We start from the raw sequence: 23384 nt of genomic DNA, 5'->3' as shown, positions 1-23384 counted from the left end.
CGTGCTCCTTAATCTTGAGACAGTTTAGTGAAACGAAGGTTTAGTAACGCTAGGGCACCTACTAGTAGGAAGATAAGCGTTGCGATTGCACTTGCTAGACCGAAGTCTTGACCGCCGCCGCCTTCAAACGCGATTCGGTACGTGTAGCTTACAAGCAAGTCTGTGTAACCCGCAGGTTCAGAAGTACCAATCATGTTTGGACCACCGTTCGTCAACAGCTGAATCATTACGAAGTTGTTGAAGTTAAATGCGAATGCTGCAATCAGTAGCGGTGTTAGTGGTTTAATCATCAACGGGAACGTAATGCGCTTGAAGTTATCGATGAAGTTAGCACCATCAATCGCAGACGCTTCGTATAGATCATCAGGAATCGCCTTCAATAGACCCATACACAGGATCATCATGTAAGGGAAACCTAACCATGTGTTTACGATAAGCACCATCGTTTTCGCTAGGATTGGGTCAGAGAACCAGTTCGGCTTAAGACCGAAGATGCTCTCTAACACCATGTTAATTTCGCCAAAGCTTTGGTTAAACAAACCTTTAAAGATAAGGATTGAGATAAACGCTGGAACTGCATAAGGCAGAATCAGTAGAACACGGTATACAGCACGGCCTTTCAGCTCCTCCCACTGTACGATGTTCGCAAGAATCAAACCGATCGCTAGAGTGAAGGCTACCGTACAAATCGAGAAGACAACTGTCCAAATAAAGATGCTGATGAAAGGTTCTTTGATGCCTTCATCTTTCCAAACACGCTCAAAGTTAGCCGTACCGATTTCAACCACGAAGCCCGGAGAGATGGTGTTACCAATGAATGCACCATTCTCATCAACAGGTTGGTAGAAACCTACTTCCATATTGGGTTTTAGAGTCTCACCCGTTTCGTTGTTGTATAGCGTTTCGCCATCGTCTTGCATTGTGTAAAGCGGAACCACAGCAGCAAACTTACGTAGGCCGCTCATGCGGATGTCTTCACCTGATGGTAGGTGGAAATCAACAGCACTGATTGCAGTACGATTTTGGATAATTGTTTTGATTTTCTCTTTTTCGCCTTGAGCAGAGTCGATCGCTTTCAGATCCATCTCACTGACGTTCAAACCGCCTAACGAGAACTCTTCAGTTGCGAGAAGTTGCTCACCATCTTCAACCACGATTTGGTGGCCGTTGTCTGTTTTGTACAGAGTAAATGGGAAGCTTTCACCGCTTTGGAACGTACGGTCCAGTAGGACAGTTTGCGTACGTTCTAGCGAAAGTTGGTTTTTTGCACTGTAGTTAGTGAACGCAAGACCGACGGTATAAGCCAAAGGGAAGAGAATGAAAAGGATCATTCCGGCAATACCAGGGTAGATATAACGGTGTGCGTAAGTTTTCTTGCTACCGAAAACGTAAAGAGCTAAAGCCGTTAGGATCACCGTAAGCAACGCGAATGCGAGCTCACCGCGAGAATACATTAGGATGGTAGCGTAGCCATTGATTAAGCCAACGCTACCAAGCAATCCCCACTTAATGAAGACGCTTTTACTTCCTGGAAGGCTTGTTGGTGCTTGAATAGCATCTGTACCTTGAACTGACTGCATAGAGGAACCTGCTAGCGATATATAAAATAGAAAAGTAAGGAGGGGTTACCCCCTCCTTAAAAGGGTGTTTCGTCGATATTATTTAGTCATGCGTGTTTCAGCGGCTTTAAGTGCTTGGTCTACAGTTTGACGACCGTCAACCACGTTACCAATTGCCTCTTCCATGCTGTACCAGAACGTTGTGAACTGAGGGATGTTAGGCATGATTTCGCCGTTCATCGCGTTGTCCATTGTCGCCGCGATACGAGTATCGCTATCTAGTTGGCGTTGGAAAGAGTTAAGCGCTACAGCACCTAGTGGCTTGTCGTCATTTAGGCTCTTCAGACCTTCGTCAGTCAGCAGGTAGTTTTCCATGAACTCAACCGCTAGGTCACGGTTTGGAGAAGCCGTGCTGATACCACCAGCCCATACACCAACGAAAGGTTTAGATGCTTTACCGTTGAATTTAGGTAGTGTTGCAACACCGTAATCTACGCCAGATTTCTCGATGTTTGCCCAGCCCCAAGGACCGTTGATTGTCATTGCAACGTTACCAGCAACGAACTCAGACTCTGCTACAGAGTAGTCCATATCTGCAGAGATCACTTTGTCTTTAACCATTTTCTCGATAAAGCCAAGAGACTTCTGAACACCGTCGTTCGCTACACCTGCATCTTTGATGTCGTAACCTTCAGCCGTTTGTTTAAATGCGTAACCGCCGTCAGCTGCTAGTAGAGGCCATGTGAAGTAAGCACCGCCACGTAGAGGCCACATGATCGCTTTTTTGCCATCTTTTTGAAGCTCAGCGTTTAGTGCTGGGATCTCTTCCCAAGACTTAGGTGGGTTAGGAACAAGAGCTTTGTTGTAAATTAGAGAAACTGACTCAACTGCTACTGGGTATGCAATTGTTTTACCTTTGTAAGACACTGCGTCCCATGCGAAGTCTACGATACCTTCTTTGGTCTCTTTAGAAGGTTTGATATCCGCAAGAAGACCCGCTTCTGCAAAACCACCGAAACGGTCATGTGCGTAGAAAATCATGTCTGGGCCGTCACCCGCAGCTGCAACTTGAGAGAATTTCTCTTCTAGTTTGTCTGGGAAAGCGACCGTAACTTTTACGCCTGTATCTTCTTCAAAGCGTTTACCTACTTCTGCCATGCCTTCGTAAGCTTTATCACCACCTACCCAGATTGTTAGTTGACCTTCTTCGATAGCAGCGTTTGCACCGAAAGAACCCAGAGCAACTAATGTACCTAGAGCTACAGCGCTTAGAGCGTTTTTCATGTTAATATCCTTTTTATATTTATACGTAGGGCGCATTCATTTAAGACGAGCCAGTTTTCGTTAGATATGATCTGAAAAAACCGTCTTAAGCTCATCATCCTAGCCACTACGCCCCAGCTATTATGGCTTAAATTCGTGATCACCATCGGGTCGGATTAGAGAGCAAAATCACAAAAACCGTAAGCACCGTGATCAACATCACCGTTGTCCGGTGAATTTATTTGAAGTGGATCGCCTATTACGTTTCACCCCCTTTATCTACTCCTCCCCTCCTACTCCCCCTCGTTAATTTTCCATTAGGAGGATGTACTCTTTCTTGGATTAACCGAAACTGCAGTCATCCAAGAGTGGATAGTAAGAACCCTTTACCGGCAATTGTTTGTTGCTTCTATATAGACCGAACAATATATGTTGGCTTGCATTGCCCGCTTTTGTCTTAAATTAAGCATCAAGCTAAACCAGTGATGGCATCACGGGGGAGGTTTAGCTTGATGTGGGGGAAAGAGACATCTGCTTGGCTATGAGGGTGTGTTTGGGTGTATTGACGATCTGTTGAAACCACCAAACACACCCGTTTTTTCTTACACACTCAATGCTTACCAATTCCTACAGTTACTGCTGACCCAATAATTTCTTATAATGATAAGCAGTAAGTTTTAAAATTTGATCGATCGAGGACGAGCTAGATGGCGAGTGTCACGTTAAAAAACGTTTATAAATCATATGGTGATGTACAGATTTCTAAGGACGTAAACTTAGAGATCAACGAAGGTGAATTTGTAGTATTCGTTGGACCATCAGGTTGTGGTAAATCGACACTATTACGCTGTATCGCAGGTCTAGAAGATATCACTTCAGGTGATTTGTACATTGGCGACGAGCGTATGAACGACGTTGAGCCATCTAAGCGTGGCGTGGGCATGGTATTCCAATCTTACGCTCTATACCCTCACCTAAACCTTTACGACAACATGTCTTTCGGTCTTAAGCTTGCGAAAGCAGACAAGGCTGAGATCGACAAACGTGTTGAGCATGCTGCTGAAATCCTACAGCTAGGTCACCTATTAGAGCGTCAGCCAAAAGCGCTTTCAGGTGGTCAACGTCAGCGTGTTGCTATCGGTCGTACTTTGGTTTCTCAACCAAATGTATTCCTACTAGATGAGCCTCTATCTAACCTAGATGCGGCGCTACGTGTTCAGATGCGTTCTCAAATCACTAAGCTACAACGTCAGCTTGGTTGTACCATGATTTACGTAACGCATGACCAAGTAGAAGCAATGACGATGGCAGACAAAATCGTTGTTCTTGATGGCGGTTACGTTTCTCAAGTGGGTAAACCTCTGGAACTGTACCACTACCCTAAAAACCGCTTTGTTGCAGGCTTCATCGGTTCACCTAAGATGAACTTCATGTCGGTTCACATCGAAGCAGTGGAGTCTGAGCGTGTCATGGTTCAACTGTCCAACGGCATGACTTTCTGGGTCCCAGTCGATGGCACGACAGTTAACGTTGGCGACCGTATGTCACTGGGGGTTCGCCCTGAACACTTGCTGTCTGCAGAAAACGGCGATGCAACCATCGAAGGCGAAGTGATGATTGTTGAGAAGCTAGGCAACGAAACTCAGGTTTACCTAAACCTAGAAAGTGCAGATGCTGACGTTATCTTCCGTCAACCAGATACATTAGACGTTGAAGCAGGAGACAAGCTTGCTATCGGTATCCCAGCACACCGTTGTCACCTGTTCCACAGCGACGGTAAAGCATGTCGTCGTCTGTACGTAGAGAAAGGTACAGAGTAAACCTCGACTGTAGATTTAAACATATATTGCCCTATCAAAATCCCTCCTCGTGAGGGATTTTCTTTATCTTAAAGACAGGCTTTGAAAGTCCAACCAGCGCCCACAAAAAAGGTTCATCGCGGCTTTCCGGGGAAAGCCGCTTTTATCTTCAAGAAGAAGTAGTCAGTATCTCGATAACCATACCCCATTCGCTTGATTAGCTTTATCTTGTTGTTTATCCCTTCAAGCGTGCAGGTATTTAACGGATAACTTGCCGATGCGATAACCCCGTGAAGATATGGTCTGAGTTTTCGTGCGAACTCTTTTAATGGCTTAATCCCACTCTCTTGCACTTGTTCCCACCACGCGTCCCAGAGCTCCTTAGCGCGCCCTTCTGATTCACAATACCAAAGCTCTTTGAGTTGAGCTCCGAGTATATAAGTGGTCATTAAGTCCTTATTGATATTCAATATTTCAGTAAGATAGCTTTCTTGGCGTGTATTTAAGTTGCCTCTATTTTTCAGCAGTACCCAGCGTGAACGCTTCACCCATTGCCTCGCTTTTTTGTCTTGCTTAAGTTTGTTGGCTTGGTCGACTCTAACTCTATCCATCACCTCGCGACCGAACTTAGCGACAACATGGAATAAGTCGTAAACGATTTTTGCGTTCGGACAGTGTGCTTGAACTTCAAGATCGAAAGCCGTATTCATGTCCATCGCGACGGCTTCGATATTTATCCCATGCTCGCCTAATTGCTCGAAGAACGGTCGTATGTCTTTGCGGCTACGACCTAATCCTATCCAAATGACTTGGTGAGTCTTAGCATCAGCGATGACCGTGGCATATCGATGTCCTTTAAAGATGGCGAACTCGTCCATGACGAGTTGCCTTAGGTCTTCCCATTTTATTGACGGTACAACTTGTCTAAGCCGGCGTTTATCTATCTCTTTAATTGTGTGCCAATGAACGCTCGTTAACTGGGAGATATGCTTAATAGGGAGAAGAGGTAATAGTTGTTCTATATAGCTTTTTAGGCGCTTCGTTATGCGAGCATAAGGCTCTAACCAAGATAGAGACTCTGTTTTTATGCCGCAGTCGCGACACTTAATCCTTCGAGTTTGAACGGAAAGTTCAACTGGAACACCGAGTAACATGGCATCCTTTACATGACGCCATTGATACTCATGGATAGCTTCGTCTTCAAGACCACAGAGGCATTTAGCTTCAGAGTTAGGTTTAAGAGTAAGGGTAATAAGTGTTGCTGTCTGGTGAGACTTTACTATTTGAAAGCCTTCCCAGAATGAAGATAGGAAAGTATGATTCGGCATGGAAACGGTAGTTTGTGTATGATTTTTGTTTGGCGACTAAACCATATCACTTACTACCGTTTTTGTTTTAAGTTCCCGCTAATCCGCGATGAACCACAAAAAAGGCCCAGCACTCGCTAGACCTTTGTCATTCTTCAGGGGTTTCCCCAAACACCTGCCCAGTTAGTGGATTGGTGTGTTCTTTTGGTTGAACTTACCGAAGTGCTCTTCCAGTACTTCTGGTGTGAGTTTACCTTCCGCTTCTAGACGTTTAAGCTCAGCAACAACGGCTTTTTGCTCTTCTAGTGACGGTAGTTTCACTTCTGGCTCGTCGCCCATCTCTTGAGACATAAGCTCAAGTTCTTTTTCAAAATCGCTCATGATTCTTTTTTACCTAAACATTAATACTAAGACAATTTTACTCATTTCTAGGCAATGATGCTAGGTGCTTTGGCCTTACCCTGTAAACCGAGACAAGGCCAATACGCAAATCAATATTTTAAAACTAAAAGCTTAAAGCTTAAATGAGCCAACCATCTTATCAAGACGAGAAGAGAGCAGGCGTAACTCTTGGCTTGCATCAGCTAATTGTTCAGCTGTACCCGTCGTAACTTCGTTGATTGCGTTGATCTCTTCAATGTTCTGATTGATGGTGTGAACCACTGTTGATTGTTCTTCCGTCGCTGTCGCCACCTGAGTGTTGCGATCTGTGATGTCTAGGATGCGATCAGAGATACCCCCTAACACTTCAACCGCTTCATCGGAAGCTGTTACACCTTCCAGCGTAATGATCTTACCGGAACTCATTGCCGTCACTGCGTCTTTCGCATCGCTCTGCAGCTGGTTAATCATCTTCTGAATCTCTTCCGTTGAATCTGCAGTACGACTTGCTAGGTTACGAACCTCATCTGCTACGACCGCAAAGCCACGACCTTGCTCACCAGCACGCGCCGCTTCAATCGCTGCGTTGAGTGCCAGAAGGTTAGTCTGTTCAGAAATGTCACGAATGACACCAAGAATAGAGCCAATGTCTTGAGTGGTAGATGCTAGCTGCTCGATCACCTGACCTGTGCTCTCAATGTCTTGAGCCAGTCGGCTGATTGCATCTTTCGCTTTGTTCACCACTTCACGACCAACTTCAGTGTTGTCAGATGCTTGGGTCGCTGTTTCTGCTGCGGTTGCCGCGTTAGACGCGATTTCGCTGATGGTCATCCCCATTTGGTTGATTGCTGCTACTACTTGAATGGTTTGATCACGCTGCTCTTGGCTGTTGTCATGCGTAATGTGCGCTTTGCTTGATACGCTTTCCGCCGCAACTTGAAGCGCTTGGCTGGTTTCGCACACCTCTTTCATCGATAAGTGAATTTTTTCAATAAAGCCATTAAAGCCTGCAGATAACTGTGCAATCTCGTCATTGCCTTTGACTTCAATACGCTGCGATAGGTCGCCATCACCTTTACCTAGGTCAGTAAAGCGCTCTGAAAGCAGTTTAATTGGCTTGGTAATACTGTTTGCCAATAGGAAGCCCATGAGGATAAACACTAAAGCAACAATCACCGTCATGATCAGCATCTTCTGTGCGGTTGCATCCAGTTCAGCAAATACTTCAGACGTTGGGACCACACCGATAACAAACCAGTCCATTGATGCAACATAAAGGCTTGCAACAAACAGCTCTTGGCCTTGGAACTGAGTCGTTATCAAGTTAAAGCCCGACTTGTTCAGCAACTGGCTTGCTTGCGCGCCGTATAATTGCTGTAGAGATGAATCGCTGCGCGCTCTGTCACGGTGAATTTGTACATCACCTTGACTATCGGTTAGAAAGACAAAACCCGTATTCTCAATCTTAAAGCTGTTTAACAAGTGAACCATGTCATCCATCGACTTAGACAATCCAGACATCGCTTTGCCAGTAGATTGCTGATAGTTCGCGAACATCTTCACTTCGCCATTCGCTTCTTGGAACATGCTCACCATGGTCGGCTGACCAGATTGGGTAAAGCCAAAGAACCAGCCATCTTGTTGTTGGTTAAGTTGGCGTAAAAAGCCATTTTGGTTCCAATAGTAAGCCGTTTCGCGGTTTGCTACCGAGGCGTCGTTTAACTGATACTGGTTACGAACGTTATTAAGCTGTTTCACTAGCTTGGCTTCAACTTCGGCATCGCGATAAGTGGACTCAATCGCATCTGCAATGAACTCATTCGATGCAACTTGTTCAGCCGCAAGCAAAAGTTGCGATACTTCACGGTCGATTTCGCCATTGATGCGCTCGAGTAAGCCAGGAAGCTCGATATCCACCAAGCGGTGACTTAATACATCTCTAGCTTGGCGCTGAGCCATTACACCAACGATGATCGTTGACGCCAGTACCGCGAAAGTAATTCCGGCAACCACTTTCTGCTTAATACTCATTGAATTTAAATTGAACATCTCTCTACACCTAAATTTGGCAAGTAAACTTGCAACTCACTTACATCGGCTGATTATGAATAAGCTTTAGGGAATGGCGACACTCAAGCCACAAACGCCAATGACCTTTAAGCAAACGTTTGGAGCAACAAATATTGCGCCCAATATGCGTGTAAATGTCACTAAAAAGCTGAACAACAAGGTGCCTTTCTGTCGAAAAAACAGCAATTATTTTAATTTTCACGGCTGAATTGGATGCAAAACCACCAATCAAAATCAGTTCTCTGTCAGTTCTCAATATTCTGCGGAACTTTTGGCTAGATTTTCTAACCAAGTAGCTAATACACTGTGATTACACAGAAAACTTCAATTTTGATACAAGATACGCCGAGACAACGTCATGCATTCAAACGCGTTCAACACACTGAAAACTTATCTAGAGGCTCAAATCATCGGACAACAAGAGCTGGTGAAACAACTAATGGTTGCACTGCTCGCTGATGGTCATATTCTGGTTGAGGGGCCACCCGGTCTAGCAAAGACTCGCGCCGTTAAGTCACTTGCAGACTGCGTTGAAGGAGACTTCCACCGTATTCAATTTACCCCAGACTTATTACCTGCCGATCTAACCGGGACAGATATCTTCCGTCCTGAAACTGGTGACTTTACCTTTCAGGCAGGACCAATATTTAACTCTTTAATTCTTGCCGATGAGATCAACCGAGCGCCAGCGAAGGTACAAGCCGCAATGCTCGAAGCAATGGCAGAAAAACAAGTGACTGCTGGGCGCAAGACGTACCCACTACCAGAGCTTTTTCTCGTCATGGCGACGCAAAACCCGATTGAGCAAGAAGGTACCTACCCGTTACCAGAAGCACAGCTCGACCGCTTTTTATTGCACCTTGATGTCGCTTACCCAGATATGGAAAGCGAACTAGCCATTCTTCGCTTAAATCGAGGAGAGGCGCAAGGCCAAGCACTGACTCAGCCCGAACCCATGCCGCAACAAGCCGTATTTGAAGCGAGACAAGAAGTGCTGAATGTGCACATGGCTGAGAGCATTGAGCAGTATATTGTGAGACTGGTTATGGCAACTCGTCAGCCAGAGAAATACAGCCCACAGCTTGCTCAATGGTTAGATATGGGGGTTAGTCCTCGTGCCACCATTGCGCTTGATCGCTGCGCGCGTGCTCACGCTTGGCTATCTGGCCGAGACTATGTCACGCCTGAAGACGTACAAACGATGGCCTTCCCTGTGCTACGCCACCGTCTATTGCGCAGCTACCATGCACAAGCTGAAGGCATTACACCGAATCAGGTAATCACTCAACTTATCTCACTTGTTGGCAGCGCGTAGTTTTTAGCATGAATCAGCAACTCCCTCGGCACAGTAACGGCGTGTTACTCAGCTTAGATGAACTTTTGCAATATAAAGCTCAAGCGATTCGTTGGTTGCCACCAGCAAAAAGCCTGTGGTCGCAGCTCAACGGACAACATGAAAGCCGCAGTAAAGGCAGAGGCATGAACTTTTCAGAAGTTCGTCAATACCAAGCTGGCGATGACATTCGCAGTATTGATTGGCGCGTCACGGCCCGCACCGGTAAGCCGCACACTAAGCTATTTTCTGAAGAGCGGGAGCAACCCGTCATCCTCTATTTGGATATGTCGAATAGCATGATGTTTGGGTCGACCCTTATGTTAAAGTCGGTTCAACTTGCCCATCTCACTAGTCAACTCTGCTGGCTGACGATCGCTGGCAAAGACCGAATAGGTGCTGTTATCGATGATGGTCAGACGCTAACAGAGATCAAACCGAGCGCCAGCCATCAAGCGCCATTGCGTATCTTGCAGCAGTTAATTGCGATTAATAACCAATCTGTGCAATCGTCTAGGCTTGCTTGTCAGACAGATTTTGCAATGGCACTCAAGTCATTGAACCGACTCAGCCCTAAAGGCAGCGACATAATTTTCTTAAGCGATTTCAATCGTTATAGAGATAGTGACTACTCACTATTAAATCAGATACGTCAACACAACAAGATGCGATTTGTTCACTTCTATGATCCTTTAGAGCAAGGGAATACCAACTTTAAAGGCATGAAGCATGTCAGCGATGGTGAGCGAACTCAATGGTTTAACTTCTCTTCAAAAGCAGAGAAGAACAAGCTAAAGACCGCTTTTGAAGAACATCAACGACAGATCAAGGATCTCTGCTTACGTCTTGCTATTCCTTATAGCTCAATCACCAGTGCAGAGCCCTTGATGAAGCAAATTTCAGGGGGCAAGCATGACGCCTAAATTAGACCTCAGCCCCGTTATTACACCCGAAGCGCCATATTGGTGGCCACTCGCTTGGGGTTGGTGGAGCCTTGCTATCGCAATTATCGCACTCGTTGTGATTGGTCGAATGCTTTACAAAAAATATAAGCAGGAGCGCAAGGTTCAAAACATCGCTCTAACCAAACTGACGCAGAATCCTGAGCTTTCACCCGCAGAGGCGCTCACAACAGTTCGTCAAGCGGCAATGAGCTACTTCTCAAGAGAAGCGATCGCCTCTTTGCAGGGAGAACAGTGGTATCAGTTTCTTGATGCGCAGTTAAAGTCACCTCGTTTTGTTGACCATAGCGAGGTGTGGCAACAAACTCTATATCAAAGCGAGCAGGTTGCAATCGATCCCTCAACGCGCGACATGCTAGTCGATGACTGCATCTATTGGGTTCGCCATGCACTGCCACCGAAGAGAGTTCAATTATGAGTAGTCTATTGAATATTGAATTTGTGTGGTGGTGGTTGTTTTTACTACTGCCGTTACCACTGCTTGTACTTCGTTTTGCGCCTGCTGCTAAGCCGACAGACACGCTGACACTGCCCTTTTTACCTAGCAATACCAACGGTAAAGCGCCTAGCACTCGCCTACCTAAAGTTATAGCTTCGTTGATATGGCTGATGTTGATTACGGCCAGTGCCAGACCTGTCTGGTTCGGCGAGCCGGTTGAGTTTCAACCTAAGCACCGTGATTTGATGTTGGTGGTCGATCTCTCTTACTCAATGAGCCAAGAGGATATGGCGCTTAATGGCGAGTACATCGATCGCTTGTCAGCGGTAAAGCGCGTACTTAGTGACTTCATTGATAAACGTAAAGGAGATCGCGTCGGATTAGTTCTATTTGCCGATCATGCTTATCTCCAAACACCTCTGACACTCGACAGAAGCACACTCAGCCAGCAGCTTAATCAAGCAGTGTTAAGACTTATCGGCACTCAAACAGCGATTGGTGACGGCATCGGCCTTGCTACCAAAACTTTCGTCGACAGCGATGCGCCACAACGAGTGATGATCTTGCTCAGTGATGGCAGTAATACTGCTGGTGTTCTCGACCCGCTTGAAGCTGCGGATATTGCCAAGAAGTTCGATACCACCATTTACACCGTTGGCGTGGGCGCTGGCGAAATGGTGGTCAAAGAGTTCTTCATGTCACGTAAGGTGAATACTGCCGAAGACCTAGATGAAAGAACTCTGATGGACATAGCAGAGCGAACCGGAGGCCAATACTTCCGAGCGCGTGACAGCCAAGATTTGGCGACCATCTATGACACGATTAATAGTTTAGAGCCAATATCAGGCGCAACTAAGGTATGGCGCCCACAGCAAGAGTGGTTCCACTGGCCGCTTACAGTTGCTGTCGCTCTATCACTGATTTTGTTAGTCATTAGGAGAAACAATGTCTAACTTTACCTTTATCTATCCAGCTTGGTTGCTCGCTTTGTTTGCGCTGCCTGTGATTTTGATGCTAGTACGTCGTAACCGAAAGCAAGGCTTACTTGCACCACACATAGCACAATATCTAGACCCAGCGAAAGCAACCTACTCACGCAGCAAACTATCACTTTTCTCAATCTGGTGGGTCATCACCATCATCGCGTTGGCGGGCCCGAGCTTTAGCGCCAGCGAACGCCCAAGCTTTGAAAAGACGCAAGCGCGAGTTTTGATCATGGATATGTCGATGTCGATGTACGCCACCGACGTCAAACCTAACCGATTAACCCAAGCTCGTTACAAGGCGTTGGATCTGCTCTCTCAATGGCGTGAAGGAGTAACAGGTATGGTCGCTTACGCGGGTGACGCTTATACTGTCAGCCCTCTTACTACCGACAGCGCGACCATCGCAAACTTCGTCCCTAACCTGTCACCAGATATTATGCCTTATCAAGGTGCTGATGCAGCCAAGGCGGTTGAGCGAAGTATCGAGATGCTGCAACGCACCAACGTCTCCCAGGGCGATCTGGTATTGATCGCTGACGACATCGACGACAACGAGAAAAGAGCGATCAATGACCTACTTTCTGGTACACCTTGGCGCTTGTCAGTTTTAGCCGTTGGCAGTCGAGCTGGTTCACCGATTACGCTGAGCAATGGTTCCATGCTCACTCAAGATTCAGGTCAAACCGTAATCGCCAAAAGTGACATCGGCAACATGCGTTCGATCAGCCAGTCTAACCAAGGTGCGTTTGCTTTGGTACAAGCTGACAACTCAGATATAGAGACAATCACTCAATTTATTGAATCTCATAGCCTGAGTGCTGAAGTGGAGAAGACAACACAAGGTGTGACTAGCCGCGTAAACCACGGCTTTTGGCTACTGCCATTGATTCTCTTTCCTGCGTTGGGGCTGTTTCGACCGGGCGTGATTTGGAGCGTGCTAGGCTTTGCGTTATTGGCGACTCAGCCAAACCCAGCATTCGCTAACCCTTGGCTTACTGATGATCAGATAGCCCATCAATACTATGAACAAGGTGACTTTGAGCAAGCAGCAAAACTGTTTACTGATCCTGAATGGAAAGGAGTCGCTCAATATCAAGCCGGACAATATCAAGAGGCAGAAAACACACTGTCTGCGTTAGATACAGAGCGTGCGCGCTACAACCACGCCAATGCTCTCGCACAGCAAGGGAAGTTCGAACCCGCCATTGACGAGTACAAACGCATCCTTAAGGACAACCCAAACCACACTTTTGCTAAAAGCAATTTAGAGCTTCTGGAGCAACAGCAACAGCAACAGCAACAGCAACAGCAAGATGATGATCAGAGCCAATCTCAAGATCAAGCGGACCAGCAAGGTCAGCAAGGTCAGCAAGGTCAGCAAGGTCAGCAAGGTCAGCAAGGTCAGCAAGGTCAGCAAGGTCAGCAAGGTCAGCAAGGAGAAAATGACCAAAACAAGGGAAGCTCGTCAAGCCCCCAAGACCAGTCACAACAATCGGCTTCAGATTCGAGTAGAGAACAGTCTCAGCCATCAGCAAACCAACAACAAAGCAGCAGCAGCAGTGGTGACGACCAAACATCATCGTCTGAACAGGAGCTATCGCAGGAAAACGGTAGCAATGCTAATCAAACCAAAGCTGATGAAGAGGATGAAAAACAAGGTTCAAGCGCCTCGGCTACGCCGACTGCAGCCCAGCAACAAGAGTCTGATTCCGAAGATTCGCCGCAAATGGCACATGCTCAACCCTCAGAAGCTTCGCAAGACCCAGACCGTAAAAAACTTGAGCAAGTCGAGAGCGCGCGCGACCCAAGCCGCTTGCTTCGAGCTCAAATGATGTTACAAGCGCAACAACAAGGCGCTCCGAATAACCAATCGAAAAAGTGGTAACCATGCAACGTATTCATACACCATTTTTGACACTGCTGTTCTCACTTCTCATGAGTGTTTTCAGTAGCCATACAGCCTACGCAGCGACAGCCGTTGCCAGTGTTAGTGAGAATCAAGTTACTCAAGACGAAGTATTTCTATTAAGAGTTTCAACCGATGAAAAAGTGAGCTCAGACGCTTTGGACCTGACTGCGCTTGAAAGTGACTTTTACATTGGCAGGCCAAACTTTGGTTCTTCGATTCGCATCATCAATGGCAGCCGCACCGTTTCAAGCGAATGGACCATCACCCTTGCACCACTGCGTCTGGGTAAGTTAACCATTCCAGCCTTTGATATCGAAGGAGCACAAACTCAACCGATTGAAATCAATGTCGCTCAGAACAGAGCCGCACCCACACAAGATCAGATGGCTGAGTTCAAACTCGACCTGAATAGAGATTCCCTTTATGTTGGTGAAGTGGCGATTTTGGATGTAAAACTGATCATCAAGGCTGACCCAAGACGCTTGCAAGATCCGCGCATTGATCCACCGAGCTCTTCGAGCCTAAAGGTTGAACCTATTGGTGAATCAAAACAGTACCAAGATGTATACCATGGCAAAGAGGTGACGGTCGTTCAGCAGAGCTTTGAGATATCGTCAGATACTGCGGGTAAGTTTGAGTTGCGCGGGCCAAAGTTGACAGGTGCGGTGGTCTACTCTGCTAACAACTCAAACAAGACGCGTCTGTTTCAGCTCGATACGCCCGTTCAAACGCTACCAGTTGAGGTATTGTCCATTCCGGGCGATGCACAAGGTGATTGGTTGCCAACGACTGACTTAAGCGTCGATCAAGTATGGAGCATTAACGATACTAGGCTCACTCGCTCCCCAGAACAATTAGATCTAGAAGCCGGTGATGCCTTAACACGCACCATTACTGTGAGTGCTAAGGGCATTAAAGCTCACCAGTTGCCAAGTGTTAATGTTCAGTACCCAAATAGCGTACGCGTTTATGAGGAGAAGCCACAGTTTGGCAAGACAGACTCCGGAGACAATCTTGTTGTCTATAAACAGGTATTGATTCCAAAATCAGCAGGTACTATCGAACTTCCGGGGTTTGAACAAGCTTGGTTTAACACTGAAACCAAACAGAAAGCCACTAGCCAAATTAAAGGGCTAACCTTAAGCGTCACTGGTAACAACGATGCACCAGTGCAGGCTCCAACTTCAGCAGACAAGCCAAATAAGGTTGAAGTAGTAACAACTTACCAACCAGGTATTTGGCCTTACCTAACGGCGCTTTTTGCCTTATTGTGGCTATTCACTTCTGTATTTGCCTTAAGCCTATGGCGTAAAAAAGGTTCAACGAACACCGTGACACCGAAAGTCGTAGGCAAAGATGAGACCCAAGCTGAGCTTATCGACGCAGTTCAGAGAAAAGATGCACTAATGGCAAGCGCCAAACTCAGTCAGTGGCAACAAGAGAACCCAGATCTTTCGCAACAGCACCTTGATACAGTGAAGAAAGAGATCGACAAACTCAACCAACACCTATTTGGTCCGCAAGCGGATGGTGGGGCTGGTTGGTCACCAAACACGGCCATTAACGCTATTAATGCAGCCAACCGTAATCGTACAGCAAAAACAAGTGACCAACTTGCGGCTTTATAGCTTGTCGTTAGAAGCTTAAATACAGATAAAACTAAGCCCCTGAGTTCAAGGTAGACTCAGGGGCTTTTCTATGGTTCATCGCGGCTTTCCGGGGAAAGCCGCTTTTATCTTCAAGAAGAAGTAGTCAGTATCTCGATAACCATACCCCATTCGCTTGATTAGCTTTATCTTGTTGTTTATCCCTTCAAGCGTGCAGGTATTTAACGGATAACTTGCCGATGCGATAACCCCGTGAAGATATGGTCTGAGTTTTCGTGCGAACTCTTTTAATGGCTTAATCCCACTCTCTTGCACTTGTTCCCACCACGCGTCCCAGAGCTCCTTAGCGCGCCCTTCTGATTCACAATACCAAAGCTCTTTGAGTTGAGCTCCGAGTATATAAGTGGTCATTAAGTCCTTATTGATATTCAATATTTCAGTAAGATAGCTTTCTTGGCGTGTATTTAAGTTGCCTCTATTTTTCAGCAGTACCCAGCGTGAACGCTTCACCCATTGCCTCGCTTTTTTGTCTTGCTTAAGTTTGTTGGCTTGGTCGACTCTAACTCTATCCATCACCTCGCGACCGAACTTAGCGACAACATGGAATAAGTCGTAAACGATTTTTGCGTTCGGACAGTGTGCTTGAACTTCAAGATCGAAAGCCGTATTCATGTCCATCGCGACGGCTTCGATATTTATCCCATGCTCGCCTAATTGCTCGAAGAACGGTCGTATGTCTTTGCGGCTACGACCTAATCCTATCCAAATGACTTGGTGAGTCTTAGCATCAGCGATGACCGTGGCATATCGATGTCCTTTAAAGATGGCGAACTCGTCCATGACGAGTTGCCTTAGGTCTTCCCATTTTATTGACGGTACAACTTGTCTAAGCCGGCGTTTATCTATCTCTTTAATTGTGTGCCAATGAACGCTCGTTAACTGGGAGATATGCTTAATAGGGAGAAGAGGTAATAGTTGTTCTATATAGCTTTTTAGGCGCTTCGTTATGCGAGCATAAGGCTCTAACCAAGATAGAGACTCTGTTTTTATGCCGCAGTCGCGACACTTAATCCTTCGAGTTTGAACGGAAAGTTCAACTGGAACACCGAGTAACATGGCATCCTTTACATGACGCCATTGATACTCATGGATAGCTTCGTCTTCAAGACCACAGAGGCATTTAGCTTCAGAGTTAGGTTTAAGAGTAAGGGTAATAAGTGTTGCTGTCTGGTGAGACTTTACTATTTGAAAGCCTTCCCAGAATGAAGATAGGAAAGTATGATTCGGCATGGAAACGGTAGTTTGTGTATGATTTTTGTTTGGCGACTAAACCATATCACTTACTACCGTTTTTGTTTTAAGTTCCCGCTAATCCGCGATGAACCTTTTCTATTAGGCCATATAATCTAACAAGCTAGTGCTTGGCTAATAAAATGTCGCCTCAAGCTGGCTATTTTCAAATGCTGATACTACACGATTCCGTCCTCGGTCTTTGGCTTGATACAGCGCCTTATCTGCCATGTCATAGAGTAAGTCAAAATCAAGACAATCCAAGCTCGCACTCAAAGAGGCAAAACCCACCGAGGCAGTTAAGTAATCGCTGGTTGAACTCTCACAGTGCGGAATTTGCGCCTCCTCGATACAGCGTCTGATACTGTCTGCACGCTGCTTGGTTTCGCTGTCACAAGTATCTACCATCAACAACATAAATTCTTCGCCACCGATACGGCAGAAGGTGTCATTCTCATGCAGAATATGGTCGCTTAAAATTTTTCCAACCGAACGTAGTGCAGAGTCCCCCTCCGTATGACCATAAACACTGTTGTACAATCCGAAATGATCTAAATCGAGCAAGATCAAGCCAAACACGACCTTCTCATTGGGTCTGCTTGGTTCAAAATGGGTGGAATTCAGATTTTCCAATACCTGTGCCAACATACGACGATTACCTAGGCGCGTCAGGGGGTCCAACTTAGAGATAACATCCAACTGCTCATTGGCCAGTTGCAGCTCTAAGGTGCGCTTTTTCACCTCTTCCTCTAACCTTTCGTTGAGTTCTTTAAGCTCTTCCTGCGCCATGGTTCTTTGCAAAGCTTCCGCCAGACTTGATGCGAAAATGCGAATCACTTCTCGAAGCTGAGAGGTTAATGAACTGCGCGTTAGCAGGTTATCCGCGGCAATAAAAGCAATCGGCACACCAGTATTACTGGTGAGTAGTGTCATCGCCGTCCAACCGACTCCGACGATTTTGTAGTCATGATAGATAGGCACTGACTCTTCAAAAGCGACTTCGTTAGGACGCGATCTTGCTGCGGCAACAATGTCACGTTCAACCAGATCTGAGTGATAGTAGGACTCATCGACTATGTTACCTTGAATGTCAGTACCCCAAGTTCCCTGCATGTAGGAACACTCTTTATCGGTTAAGAACACGGCTAGACGATCAATACCAAGATGTTGAATAGCAAAGCTTACCGCCGATTTGCACACCGCACTCACGTTGTCACAACGGGATAACTCCACCATGCTAGAGTGCAACATGCGGATATTCTGCTCTTGACGTTTGCGAATGTAGATCTGAGAAAGTAGCGAGCCAAAAGACTCCAACATCTGTCTTTGATAACCGGTTATTGGGGCGCGATTAATATAGTTGTCCATCGCTATCCAACCAACTGGCTTACCCCCTTCTCTCAAGATCAGCATCCCATTCCAACCCTGCCCCACCACTTGACCTGCGGTATAAAGCGGCGCTTGTTCGATGATCACTAAATTGGTGTGGTCGTCAGAAAGCGCTTCAATGTACTCGCTCTCCAATTGGTGGAGATCATACTGAGTATGATGCTCGCTGTTGGTTTTACCGTTTTCATCAGTACCGTAAGTACCACTAAAGCAGCGTTTCTTCATATCAAGCAACATAAAAATGGCGCGATCAAAGCCGAGACGATCTCTGACGGCTTCAACCGAAGCTCTGTATAGAGCATCTAACGAATCTGGATTAGAAAGATCTAACGCCACTTGATGAACGAGCTTCATGTTCTCGACAAACTGCTCTCTGAGCTTAATTTCATCGAGGTACTGTGCTTCACGAGTGTCTCTATTTTTTATTTCGCTTGCCGCATTTTTTTCTGCACGAATGCACTGCCACCTCGCCGCGGCCAATTGCAGCACATCTCCTCCATCGCGAAAGGTTTGATTCGCTCTGTCAGCGGCGCAATTTTGAATAATGAGATAGGTTCGACAACTCGGACAGTTGTCTAGCATCAAGATAAAAGATTCACCACCGAGGGCATCAAAATGATCCCAATTACAGGTATTGATCGTCATTGGCAAAACGCCATCAGCAGTATCAAACTGAGAAACCCACGTCCAAAAAGTCGCAGGGTAATCATTTAGACTGGTAAGCTCACCACACTGGTATATCGGTGTGCGATTAGAGATGGAAGCCGGCTCGACAAATATACCAATACCGTGCGGGTCTAATAGATGAGACAAATATTCAAACAGAGAATCAGCTAAAAGGCGGTGGTCGCGAGTGGAAGATATTTGTTTTGCAAAGGCTTTTACTGGCACGACATTCCATCCAATGGTTGTAAGAATGTAGCAAAAATACCTAAGCCTGAATATGCAATCAATCCAAGACAAAATGAGATGTTAAGCGTCTCGCAATTTCCTATTTTCCTTTATCACAAGCTTGAGAAGCGCTACAAAAATGGGATTTTCTGCCCAAATTTTCATCGACAAAATGACTTTCTTCGATACACAAAAAAGCCCCACAAATGAGTGGGGCAAAAGTCCATCGCTTATTATTGTAGTGATATGCCAGTAAATTAAGCGCGGTGATGGCAAAGGTTAAAATTAACCAAAGTCACCATTTACATAACCCTTAGTACGGTCGTCTTTCGGGTCACTGAAAATAACTTGTGTGTCATCGTGCTCAACCAGTTCACCCATTAGGAAGAATGCAGTGCGGTCTGAAATACGACGAGCTTGTTGCATTGAGTGAGTAACGATAACGATGGTGTAGTTCTTTTTCAGATCTTCCATCAGCTCTTCGATCTTGTGTGTTGCAATTGGATCCAGTGCCGATGTAGGTTCATCCATCAAAATCACATCTGGTTCCATTGCGATAGTACGAGCAATACATAGACGCTGCTGCTGACCACCCGACAGACCAAATGCGTGAGATTTCAAACGATCTTTCACCTCATCCCAAAGTGCGGCACCACGCAGTGATCGCTCTACGACTTCATCAATGTACTTCTTATCTTTGATACCTTGAGCGCGCAGACCGTATGCCACGTTCTCGTAAATGCTCATTGGGAATGGGTTCGGCTTTTGGAAAACCATACCAACACGGATACGTAGGTCAGCAACATCGATGTCACCATAGATGTTCGTACCATCCATATCTAGCTTGCCCTTAATCGTCACGCCTTCGATTAGGTCGTTCATGCGGTTCAGGCAACGTAGTAGTGTTGATTTACCACAACCTGATGGACCAATCAGAGCTGTTACTTGGCGCGTTGGAATTGGTAGGTTGATAGATTTAAGTGCTTGGTTTTCGCCGTAAAACAGATCTAGGTTTTCAATATCAAATTTGTTCATGTTCTTAATCTCTAAATTCTTAAATTCGTGTCTAACTTGATGCTTTGTCAGTGGGCTCTACTTGGAGCCCTGTACTAAGGGCATTTCACTGTTCTATGCCCAGAAGTCGTTAGTACGTTGCTGTGTTAAAGCGTCTTGCAATTAGTTTTGTGACCATGTTGATCAGAAGAACAAGCACAATCAGGACTGTCGCTGTACCGTAAGCTTGGTTCCACTCATCAATGGTGAACAGCTCGGTAGTTAGCTTATATAAGTGAACCGTTAGGGTACGACCCGAATCCATTAGAGATTCTGGAATACGTGCCACCATACCTGCTGTTAAGAAAACAGGTGCTGATTCACCGATTACACGACCAATACTAAGAATGACCGAAGTTAAGATACCTGGCATCGCGCTCGGCAAGATTAAGCGCCAGATAGTGTAGATTTTTGAAGCGCCAAGGCCATAAGAACCTTCGCGGTATGTTTGTGGTACCGCCATCAATGCTTCTTCTGTAGTACGGATGATTACAGGAAGAATCAGGATACTTAGTGTTAGGGCGCCCGATAGAATCGAGAAGCCAAGACCAAGAATCGATACGAAGAAAGTCATACCAAACAGACCAAAGATGATCGATGGAATACCCGCCAATGATTCAGTACAGAAGCGAATAACTTTCACCAAACGACTCCCTACTTTCGCGTATTCCGTTAGGTAGATTGCCGTCATGATACCGAGTGGTGCTGCCACCGCAATCGAAGCGATAACCATGTAGATGGTAGCAACGATCATTGGGAAGATACCGTGTTCAGTACCTGTACGTGTGTAGTTGTCCGTAATGAAGTTCCAATCTACGTGCTGTAAGCCGTTAGAAAGGATGTACCAGATGATCCAAAATAGGAAACCGACTGTGACAGCCGCTGCTGCCCAGATAAAGGCATTTAAAATGTTGTCTTTATTCTGGCGAGACTGTTTTAATTTTACACGATCCATTTTTTCCACCTTCCGCTTACTTTGCTTTTTCGCGGTTTAGATAAAGTAGAGCACCATTTAGCATCATGATGAACACTAGAAGTACCACACCCGTTGCGTACAGAGCGTTAGCATGAACACCACTTGCGTACGACATTTCAATCGCGATGTTTGCTGTTAGTGTACGAGCAGAGTCCAAAATGCCTTCAGGCATCGCTGGGGCGTTACCCATAACCATGATGATTGCCATGGTTTCACCCAATGCACGACCGATACCTAGAATCACACCTGTCATGATGCCCGAACGAGCAGCAGGAACGAGAAGTTTAAAGATGGTAAAGATCTTAGAAGCACCAAGCGCTAGAGAGCCTTCTTTGTATGCGCGAGGTACCGCGCGAATCGACGTCTCAGATACTGTGATAACAGTCGGTAGAATCATGATACCCAGAACAATAATACCCGCCAGGATAGTGTTACCCGCTGGTACTGAGAAAATGTTCTGAATCATTGGAACGATAATGACAAGGCCGAAGAAGCCGTAAACCACCGAAGGGATACCAGCTAGAAGCTCAACCGCAGGGCGGATGATGTCAGCTAAACGCTTTGGTGCGATTTCAGCGATAAAGATAGCGGTCAAAACACCAACCGGTACACCCACGACAACCGCGCCTAACGTTGAAACGATAGAAGCAACAATCATGGTTGCAACACCATAAAGTGCTGGTGGCAGCCAGTTTTGGCCTAAAACGATGCCCGAGACGCCCGCTTCTTGGAATGCTGGGATACTCTCTCGAACGATGAAGTATGCGATAACTGCTAATGATACGATGCCGATTACAGCACTCGTTAGGAACAAGCCGTGGAAGATGCGCTCTTTCCAGTCAACGCGGCGTTTTTCGCGTAGGCCTGGCTTGCTGATCGCTTTTGCGTCAGTAGTCATAAGCTTTTCACTATTTGTTGCGATGGTCATAAAAATCTCACGGTTCTTGGCAATGGCGTCGAACACAATGGATAGAAAAGGCTCAGCCCGAAACGTTAGGCTGAGCAAACTTTAGAGTCCGGATAGGATTAGTTAACTGAGATGTAACCTTTTTGGTCAACTAGCGCTTGCGCGTCGTCAGTTAGCATCCAGTCTAGGAATTTTTGAGTTTCAGCTGATGGCTTGCCTTCTTTGTAAAGAACAAGGAATGGACGAGCAACTTTGTAAGAACCGTTCTTCACATTGTCTACAGAAGCTTGGATGCCATCAATTGGAAGTGCATTTACAGATGAATCAACCGTACCTAGAGAGATGTAGCCGATTGCGTATGGGTTAGAAGCAACCATTGTCTTCAGTGCACCGTTACCATTAGCAACTTGAGCACGTTGAGAGATTGCAGAAACTTTTTTACCAGAAATCTTCATTTTTAGAGACATAATGTCTTCGAATGCGCCACGAGTACCAGAAGCCGTGTCACGAGTGATAGCAACGATTGGCTTGTCTGCACCGCCAACGTCTTTCCAGTTTGTTACTTCACCTTTGTAGATTGCAGTAACTTGCTCTGCTGTTAGGCCTGACAGCTTGTTTTGTGGGTTTACAACAACCGCGATACCGTCTAAAGCAACTGCTTGTTCTTTTAACGCTGGCTCCTTTTCAGACTCTTTTAGGTTGCGAGAAGACATGCCTAGGTCAGCAGAACCGTTCTTCGCAGCTTTAACACCTGCAGATGAACCAGGACCTTGAACTTCGATAAATACGTTCGGGTTTGTCTTCATGTATGTTTCAGAGAAAACTTCCATCAGTGGAGTTACGCTGCTAGAACCCACTGCAGAGATAGTTTCTTTAGCTGAAGCTGTATTAACTGTTAGTGCGCCTAGTAGTGCTATTGCACCGATAACTGTCTTTTTCATCACAATTTCCTTAAGTGGCGTTATTGCCGTTGTGTTTTACTTGAACGGTGCTCACTTTAAGTTTCGAATATGACAGTTGTGTTTCAGTAAATTGAAGCCTATGTGACAACTGAAATTTTTGTCTTTATATCACTCCCCTCTTTTGTCACTTCATTACTAAGCCTTTGTTCCGAAAGTACTCTTTCCTAGAATAAGTAAGCCAATTAAACCTACATATCTTTTTCACTCTTCTGTAATATGTCGCATAACTCACAATAATCATCAATATAAGTGAGTGATTAATCAGCATATTGATTACTAAATGTAATTCAACACGGATCGC

18 protein-coding genes are annotated in these 23384 nt (G+C 45.8%); 7 read left to right on the top strand and 11 right to left on the bottom strand.

Annotated elements, in window-relative coordinates:
* Positions 1-8: 8 nt before the first annotated feature.
* The gene (gene malF / locus vsple_RS19025; RefSeq protein WP_261883432.1) at positions 9-1580 is read right to left on the bottom strand and encodes a maltose ABC transporter permease MalF; all 1572 of its coding nucleotides are present in this window, start codon (positions 1578-1580) and stop codon (positions 9-11) included.
* A gap of 78 nt (positions 1581-1658) precedes the next feature.
* Positions 1659-2843, bottom strand: a complete 1185-nt coding sequence (gene malE / locus vsple_RS19020) for a maltose/maltodextrin ABC transporter substrate-binding protein MalE (RefSeq protein ID WP_255232129.1) — start codon at positions 2841-2843, stop codon at positions 1659-1661.
* 686 nt (positions 2844-3529) lie between these two features.
* Between malE and malK the strand changes: the two genes are divergently transcribed.
* A complete protein-coding gene (gene malK, locus vsple_RS19015) occupies positions 3530-4642 on the top strand; it encodes a maltose/maltodextrin ABC transporter ATP-binding protein MalK (protein ID WP_261883431.1) in 1113 nt (370 codons plus the stop codon).
* 113 nt (positions 4643-4755) lie between these two features.
* Here the strand turns inward: malK and vsple_RS19010 are convergent, their stop codons facing one another.
* From vsple_RS19010 to vsple_RS19000, 3 genes are all read right to left on the bottom strand, one after another.
* The gene (locus tag vsple_RS19010; RefSeq protein WP_261883310.1) at positions 4756-5949 is read right to left on the bottom strand and encodes an ISL3 family transposase; all 1194 of its coding nucleotides are present in this window, start codon (positions 5947-5949) and stop codon (positions 4756-4758) included.
* A 162-nt stretch (positions 5950-6111) separates the two neighbouring features.
* On the bottom strand, positions 6112-6309 hold the full coding sequence (locus tag vsple_RS19005; protein ID WP_032550492.1) for a restriction endonuclease subunit S domain-containing protein: 198 nt from the start codon (positions 6307-6309) through the stop codon (positions 6112-6114).
* Positions 6310-6441: 132 nt separating this feature from the next.
* A complete protein-coding gene (locus tag vsple_RS19000) occupies positions 6442-8358 on the bottom strand; it encodes a methyl-accepting chemotaxis protein (protein WP_261883430.1) in 1917 nt (638 codons plus the stop codon).
* Positions 8359-8737: 379 nt separating this feature from the next.
* Between vsple_RS19000 and vsple_RS18995 the strand changes: the two genes are divergently transcribed.
* Genes vsple_RS18995 through vsple_RS18970 form a run of 6 tightly spaced genes read left to right on the top strand, consistent with a single transcriptional unit; the run spans position 8738 to position 15636 of the window.
* A complete protein-coding gene (locus vsple_RS18995) occupies positions 8738-9694 on the top strand; it encodes an AAA family ATPase (protein WP_261883429.1) in 957 nt (318 codons plus the stop codon).
* Between the two features lie 8 nt (positions 9695-9702).
* Positions 9703-10635: a DUF58 domain-containing protein gene (locus vsple_RS18990; protein WP_261883428.1), complete on the top strand. Its 933-nt coding sequence runs from the start codon at positions 9703-9705 to the stop codon at positions 10633-10635.
* Entirely contained in the window at positions 10625-11092 is a 468-nt protein-coding gene (locus tag vsple_RS18985) for a DUF4381 domain-containing protein (protein ID WP_261883427.1), read from the top strand. Before vsple_RS18990 ends, vsple_RS18985 begins: the two co-directional genes overlap by 11 nt.
* A complete protein-coding gene (locus vsple_RS18980) occupies positions 11089-12066 on the top strand; it encodes a vWA domain-containing protein (protein WP_261883426.1) in 978 nt (325 codons plus the stop codon). Before vsple_RS18985 ends, vsple_RS18980 begins: the two co-directional genes overlap by 4 nt.
* Entirely contained in the window at positions 12059-13984 is a 1926-nt protein-coding gene (locus vsple_RS18975) for a vWA domain-containing protein (RefSeq protein WP_261883425.1), read from the top strand. Before vsple_RS18980 ends, vsple_RS18975 begins: the two co-directional genes overlap by 8 nt.
* A 2-nt stretch (positions 13985-13986) precedes the next feature.
* Positions 13987-15636: a BatD family protein gene (locus vsple_RS18970; RefSeq protein ID WP_261883424.1), complete on the top strand. Its 1650-nt coding sequence runs from the start codon at positions 13987-13989 to the stop codon at positions 15634-15636.
* Between the two features lie 75 nt (positions 15637-15711).
* On the opposite strand, the gene vsple_RS18965 is transcribed toward vsple_RS18970, so the two are convergent.
* From vsple_RS18965 to vsple_RS18940, 6 genes are all read right to left on the bottom strand, one after another.
* Positions 15712-16905 carry an ISL3 family transposase gene (locus tag vsple_RS18965; protein WP_261883310.1) on the bottom strand — a complete coding sequence of 398 codons (1194 nt, stop codon included), beginning with the start codon at positions 16903-16905 and terminating at the stop codon, positions 15712-15714.
* Positions 16906-17040: 135 nt separating this feature from the next.
* On the bottom strand, positions 17041-19185 hold the full coding sequence (locus vsple_RS18960) for a sensor domain-containing diguanylate cyclase (RefSeq protein WP_261883423.1): 2145 nt from the start codon (positions 19183-19185) through the stop codon (positions 17041-17043).
* Positions 19186-19470: 285 nt separating this feature from the next.
* Positions 19471-20220, bottom strand: coding sequence for a phosphate ABC transporter ATP-binding protein PstB (gene pstB / locus vsple_RS18955; RefSeq protein WP_255232139.1), 750 nt, complete (start codon positions 20218-20220; stop codon positions 19471-19473).
* Positions 20221-20329: 109 nt separating this feature from the next.
* Entirely contained in the window at positions 20330-21193 is an 864-nt protein-coding gene (gene pstA / locus vsple_RS18950; protein ID WP_032550502.1) for a phosphate ABC transporter permease PstA, read from the bottom strand.
* A 16-nt stretch (positions 21194-21209) separates the two neighbouring features.
* Complete coding sequence (gene pstC, locus vsple_RS18945; RefSeq protein ID WP_255232140.1) at positions 21210-22142, bottom strand: phosphate ABC transporter permease subunit PstC; 933 nt, start codon at positions 22140-22142, stop codon at positions 21210-21212.
* Between the two features lie 98 nt (positions 22143-22240).
* On the bottom strand, positions 22241-23062 hold the full coding sequence (locus vsple_RS18940) for a phosphate ABC transporter substrate-binding protein (RefSeq protein WP_255232141.1): 822 nt from the start codon (positions 23060-23062) through the stop codon (positions 22241-22243).
* Positions 23063-23384: the final 322 nt, after the last annotated feature.

Source organism: Vibrio pelagius, assembly GCF_024347575.1.
In the GTDB taxonomy this organism is placed as follows: Bacteria; Pseudomonadota; Gammaproteobacteria; order Enterobacterales; family Vibrionaceae; genus Vibrio; species Vibrio pelagius.
Note: the sequence above shows the minus strand (reverse complement) of the source record. Positions and strands in the feature narration are given on the sequence as shown.

Excerpts from the sequence above, each read along its gene's own strand:
- malF (WP_261883432.1), bottom strand. The coding sequence starts at position 1,580 with ATGCAGTCAGTTCAAGGTACAGATGCTATTCAAGCACCAACAAGCCTT.
- malE (WP_255232129.1), bottom strand. The coding sequence starts at position 2,843 with ATGAAAAACGCTCTAAGCGCTGTAGCTCTAGGTACATTAGTTGCTCTG.
- malK (WP_261883431.1), top strand. The coding sequence starts at position 3,530 with ATGGCGAGTGTCACGTTAAAAAACGTTTATAAATCATATGGTGATGTA.
- vsple_RS19010 (WP_261883310.1), bottom strand. The coding sequence starts at position 5,949 with ATGCCGAATCATACTTTCCTATCTTCATTCTGGGAAGGCTTTCAAATA.
- vsple_RS19005 (WP_032550492.1), bottom strand. The coding sequence starts at position 6,309 with ATGAGCGATTTTGAAAAAGAACTTGAGCTTATGTCTCAAGAGATGGGC.
- vsple_RS19000 (WP_261883430.1), bottom strand. The coding sequence starts at position 8,358 with ATGTTCAATTTAAATTCAATGAGTATTAAGCAGAAAGTGGTTGCCGGA.
- vsple_RS18995 (WP_261883429.1), top strand. The coding sequence starts at position 8,738 with ATGCATTCAAACGCGTTCAACACACTGAAAACTTATCTAGAGGCTCAA.
- vsple_RS18990 (WP_261883428.1), top strand. The coding sequence starts at position 9,703 with ATGAATCAGCAACTCCCTCGGCACAGTAACGGCGTGTTACTCAGCTTA.
- vsple_RS18985 (WP_261883427.1), top strand. The coding sequence starts at position 10,625 with ATGACGCCTAAATTAGACCTCAGCCCCGTTATTACACCCGAAGCGCCA.
- vsple_RS18980 (WP_261883426.1), top strand. The coding sequence starts at position 11,089 with ATGAGTAGTCTATTGAATATTGAATTTGTGTGGTGGTGGTTGTTTTTA.
- vsple_RS18975 (WP_261883425.1), top strand. The coding sequence starts at position 12,059 with ATGTCTAACTTTACCTTTATCTATCCAGCTTGGTTGCTCGCTTTGTTT.
- vsple_RS18970 (WP_261883424.1), top strand. The coding sequence starts at position 13,987 with ATGCAACGTATTCATACACCATTTTTGACACTGCTGTTCTCACTTCTC.
- vsple_RS18965 (WP_261883310.1), bottom strand. The coding sequence starts at position 16,905 with ATGCCGAATCATACTTTCCTATCTTCATTCTGGGAAGGCTTTCAAATA.
- pstB (WP_255232139.1), bottom strand. The coding sequence starts at position 20,220 with ATGAACAAATTTGATATTGAAAACCTAGATCTGTTTTACGGCGAAAAC.
- pstA (WP_032550502.1), bottom strand. The coding sequence starts at position 21,193 with ATGGATCGTGTAAAATTAAAACAGTCTCGCCAGAATAAAGACAACATT.
- pstC (WP_255232140.1), bottom strand. The coding sequence starts at position 22,142 with ATGACCATCGCAACAAATAGTGAAAAGCTTATGACTACTGACGCAAAA.
- vsple_RS18940 (WP_255232141.1), bottom strand. The coding sequence starts at position 23,062 with ATGAAAAAGACAGTTATCGGTGCAATAGCACTACTAGGCGCACTAACA.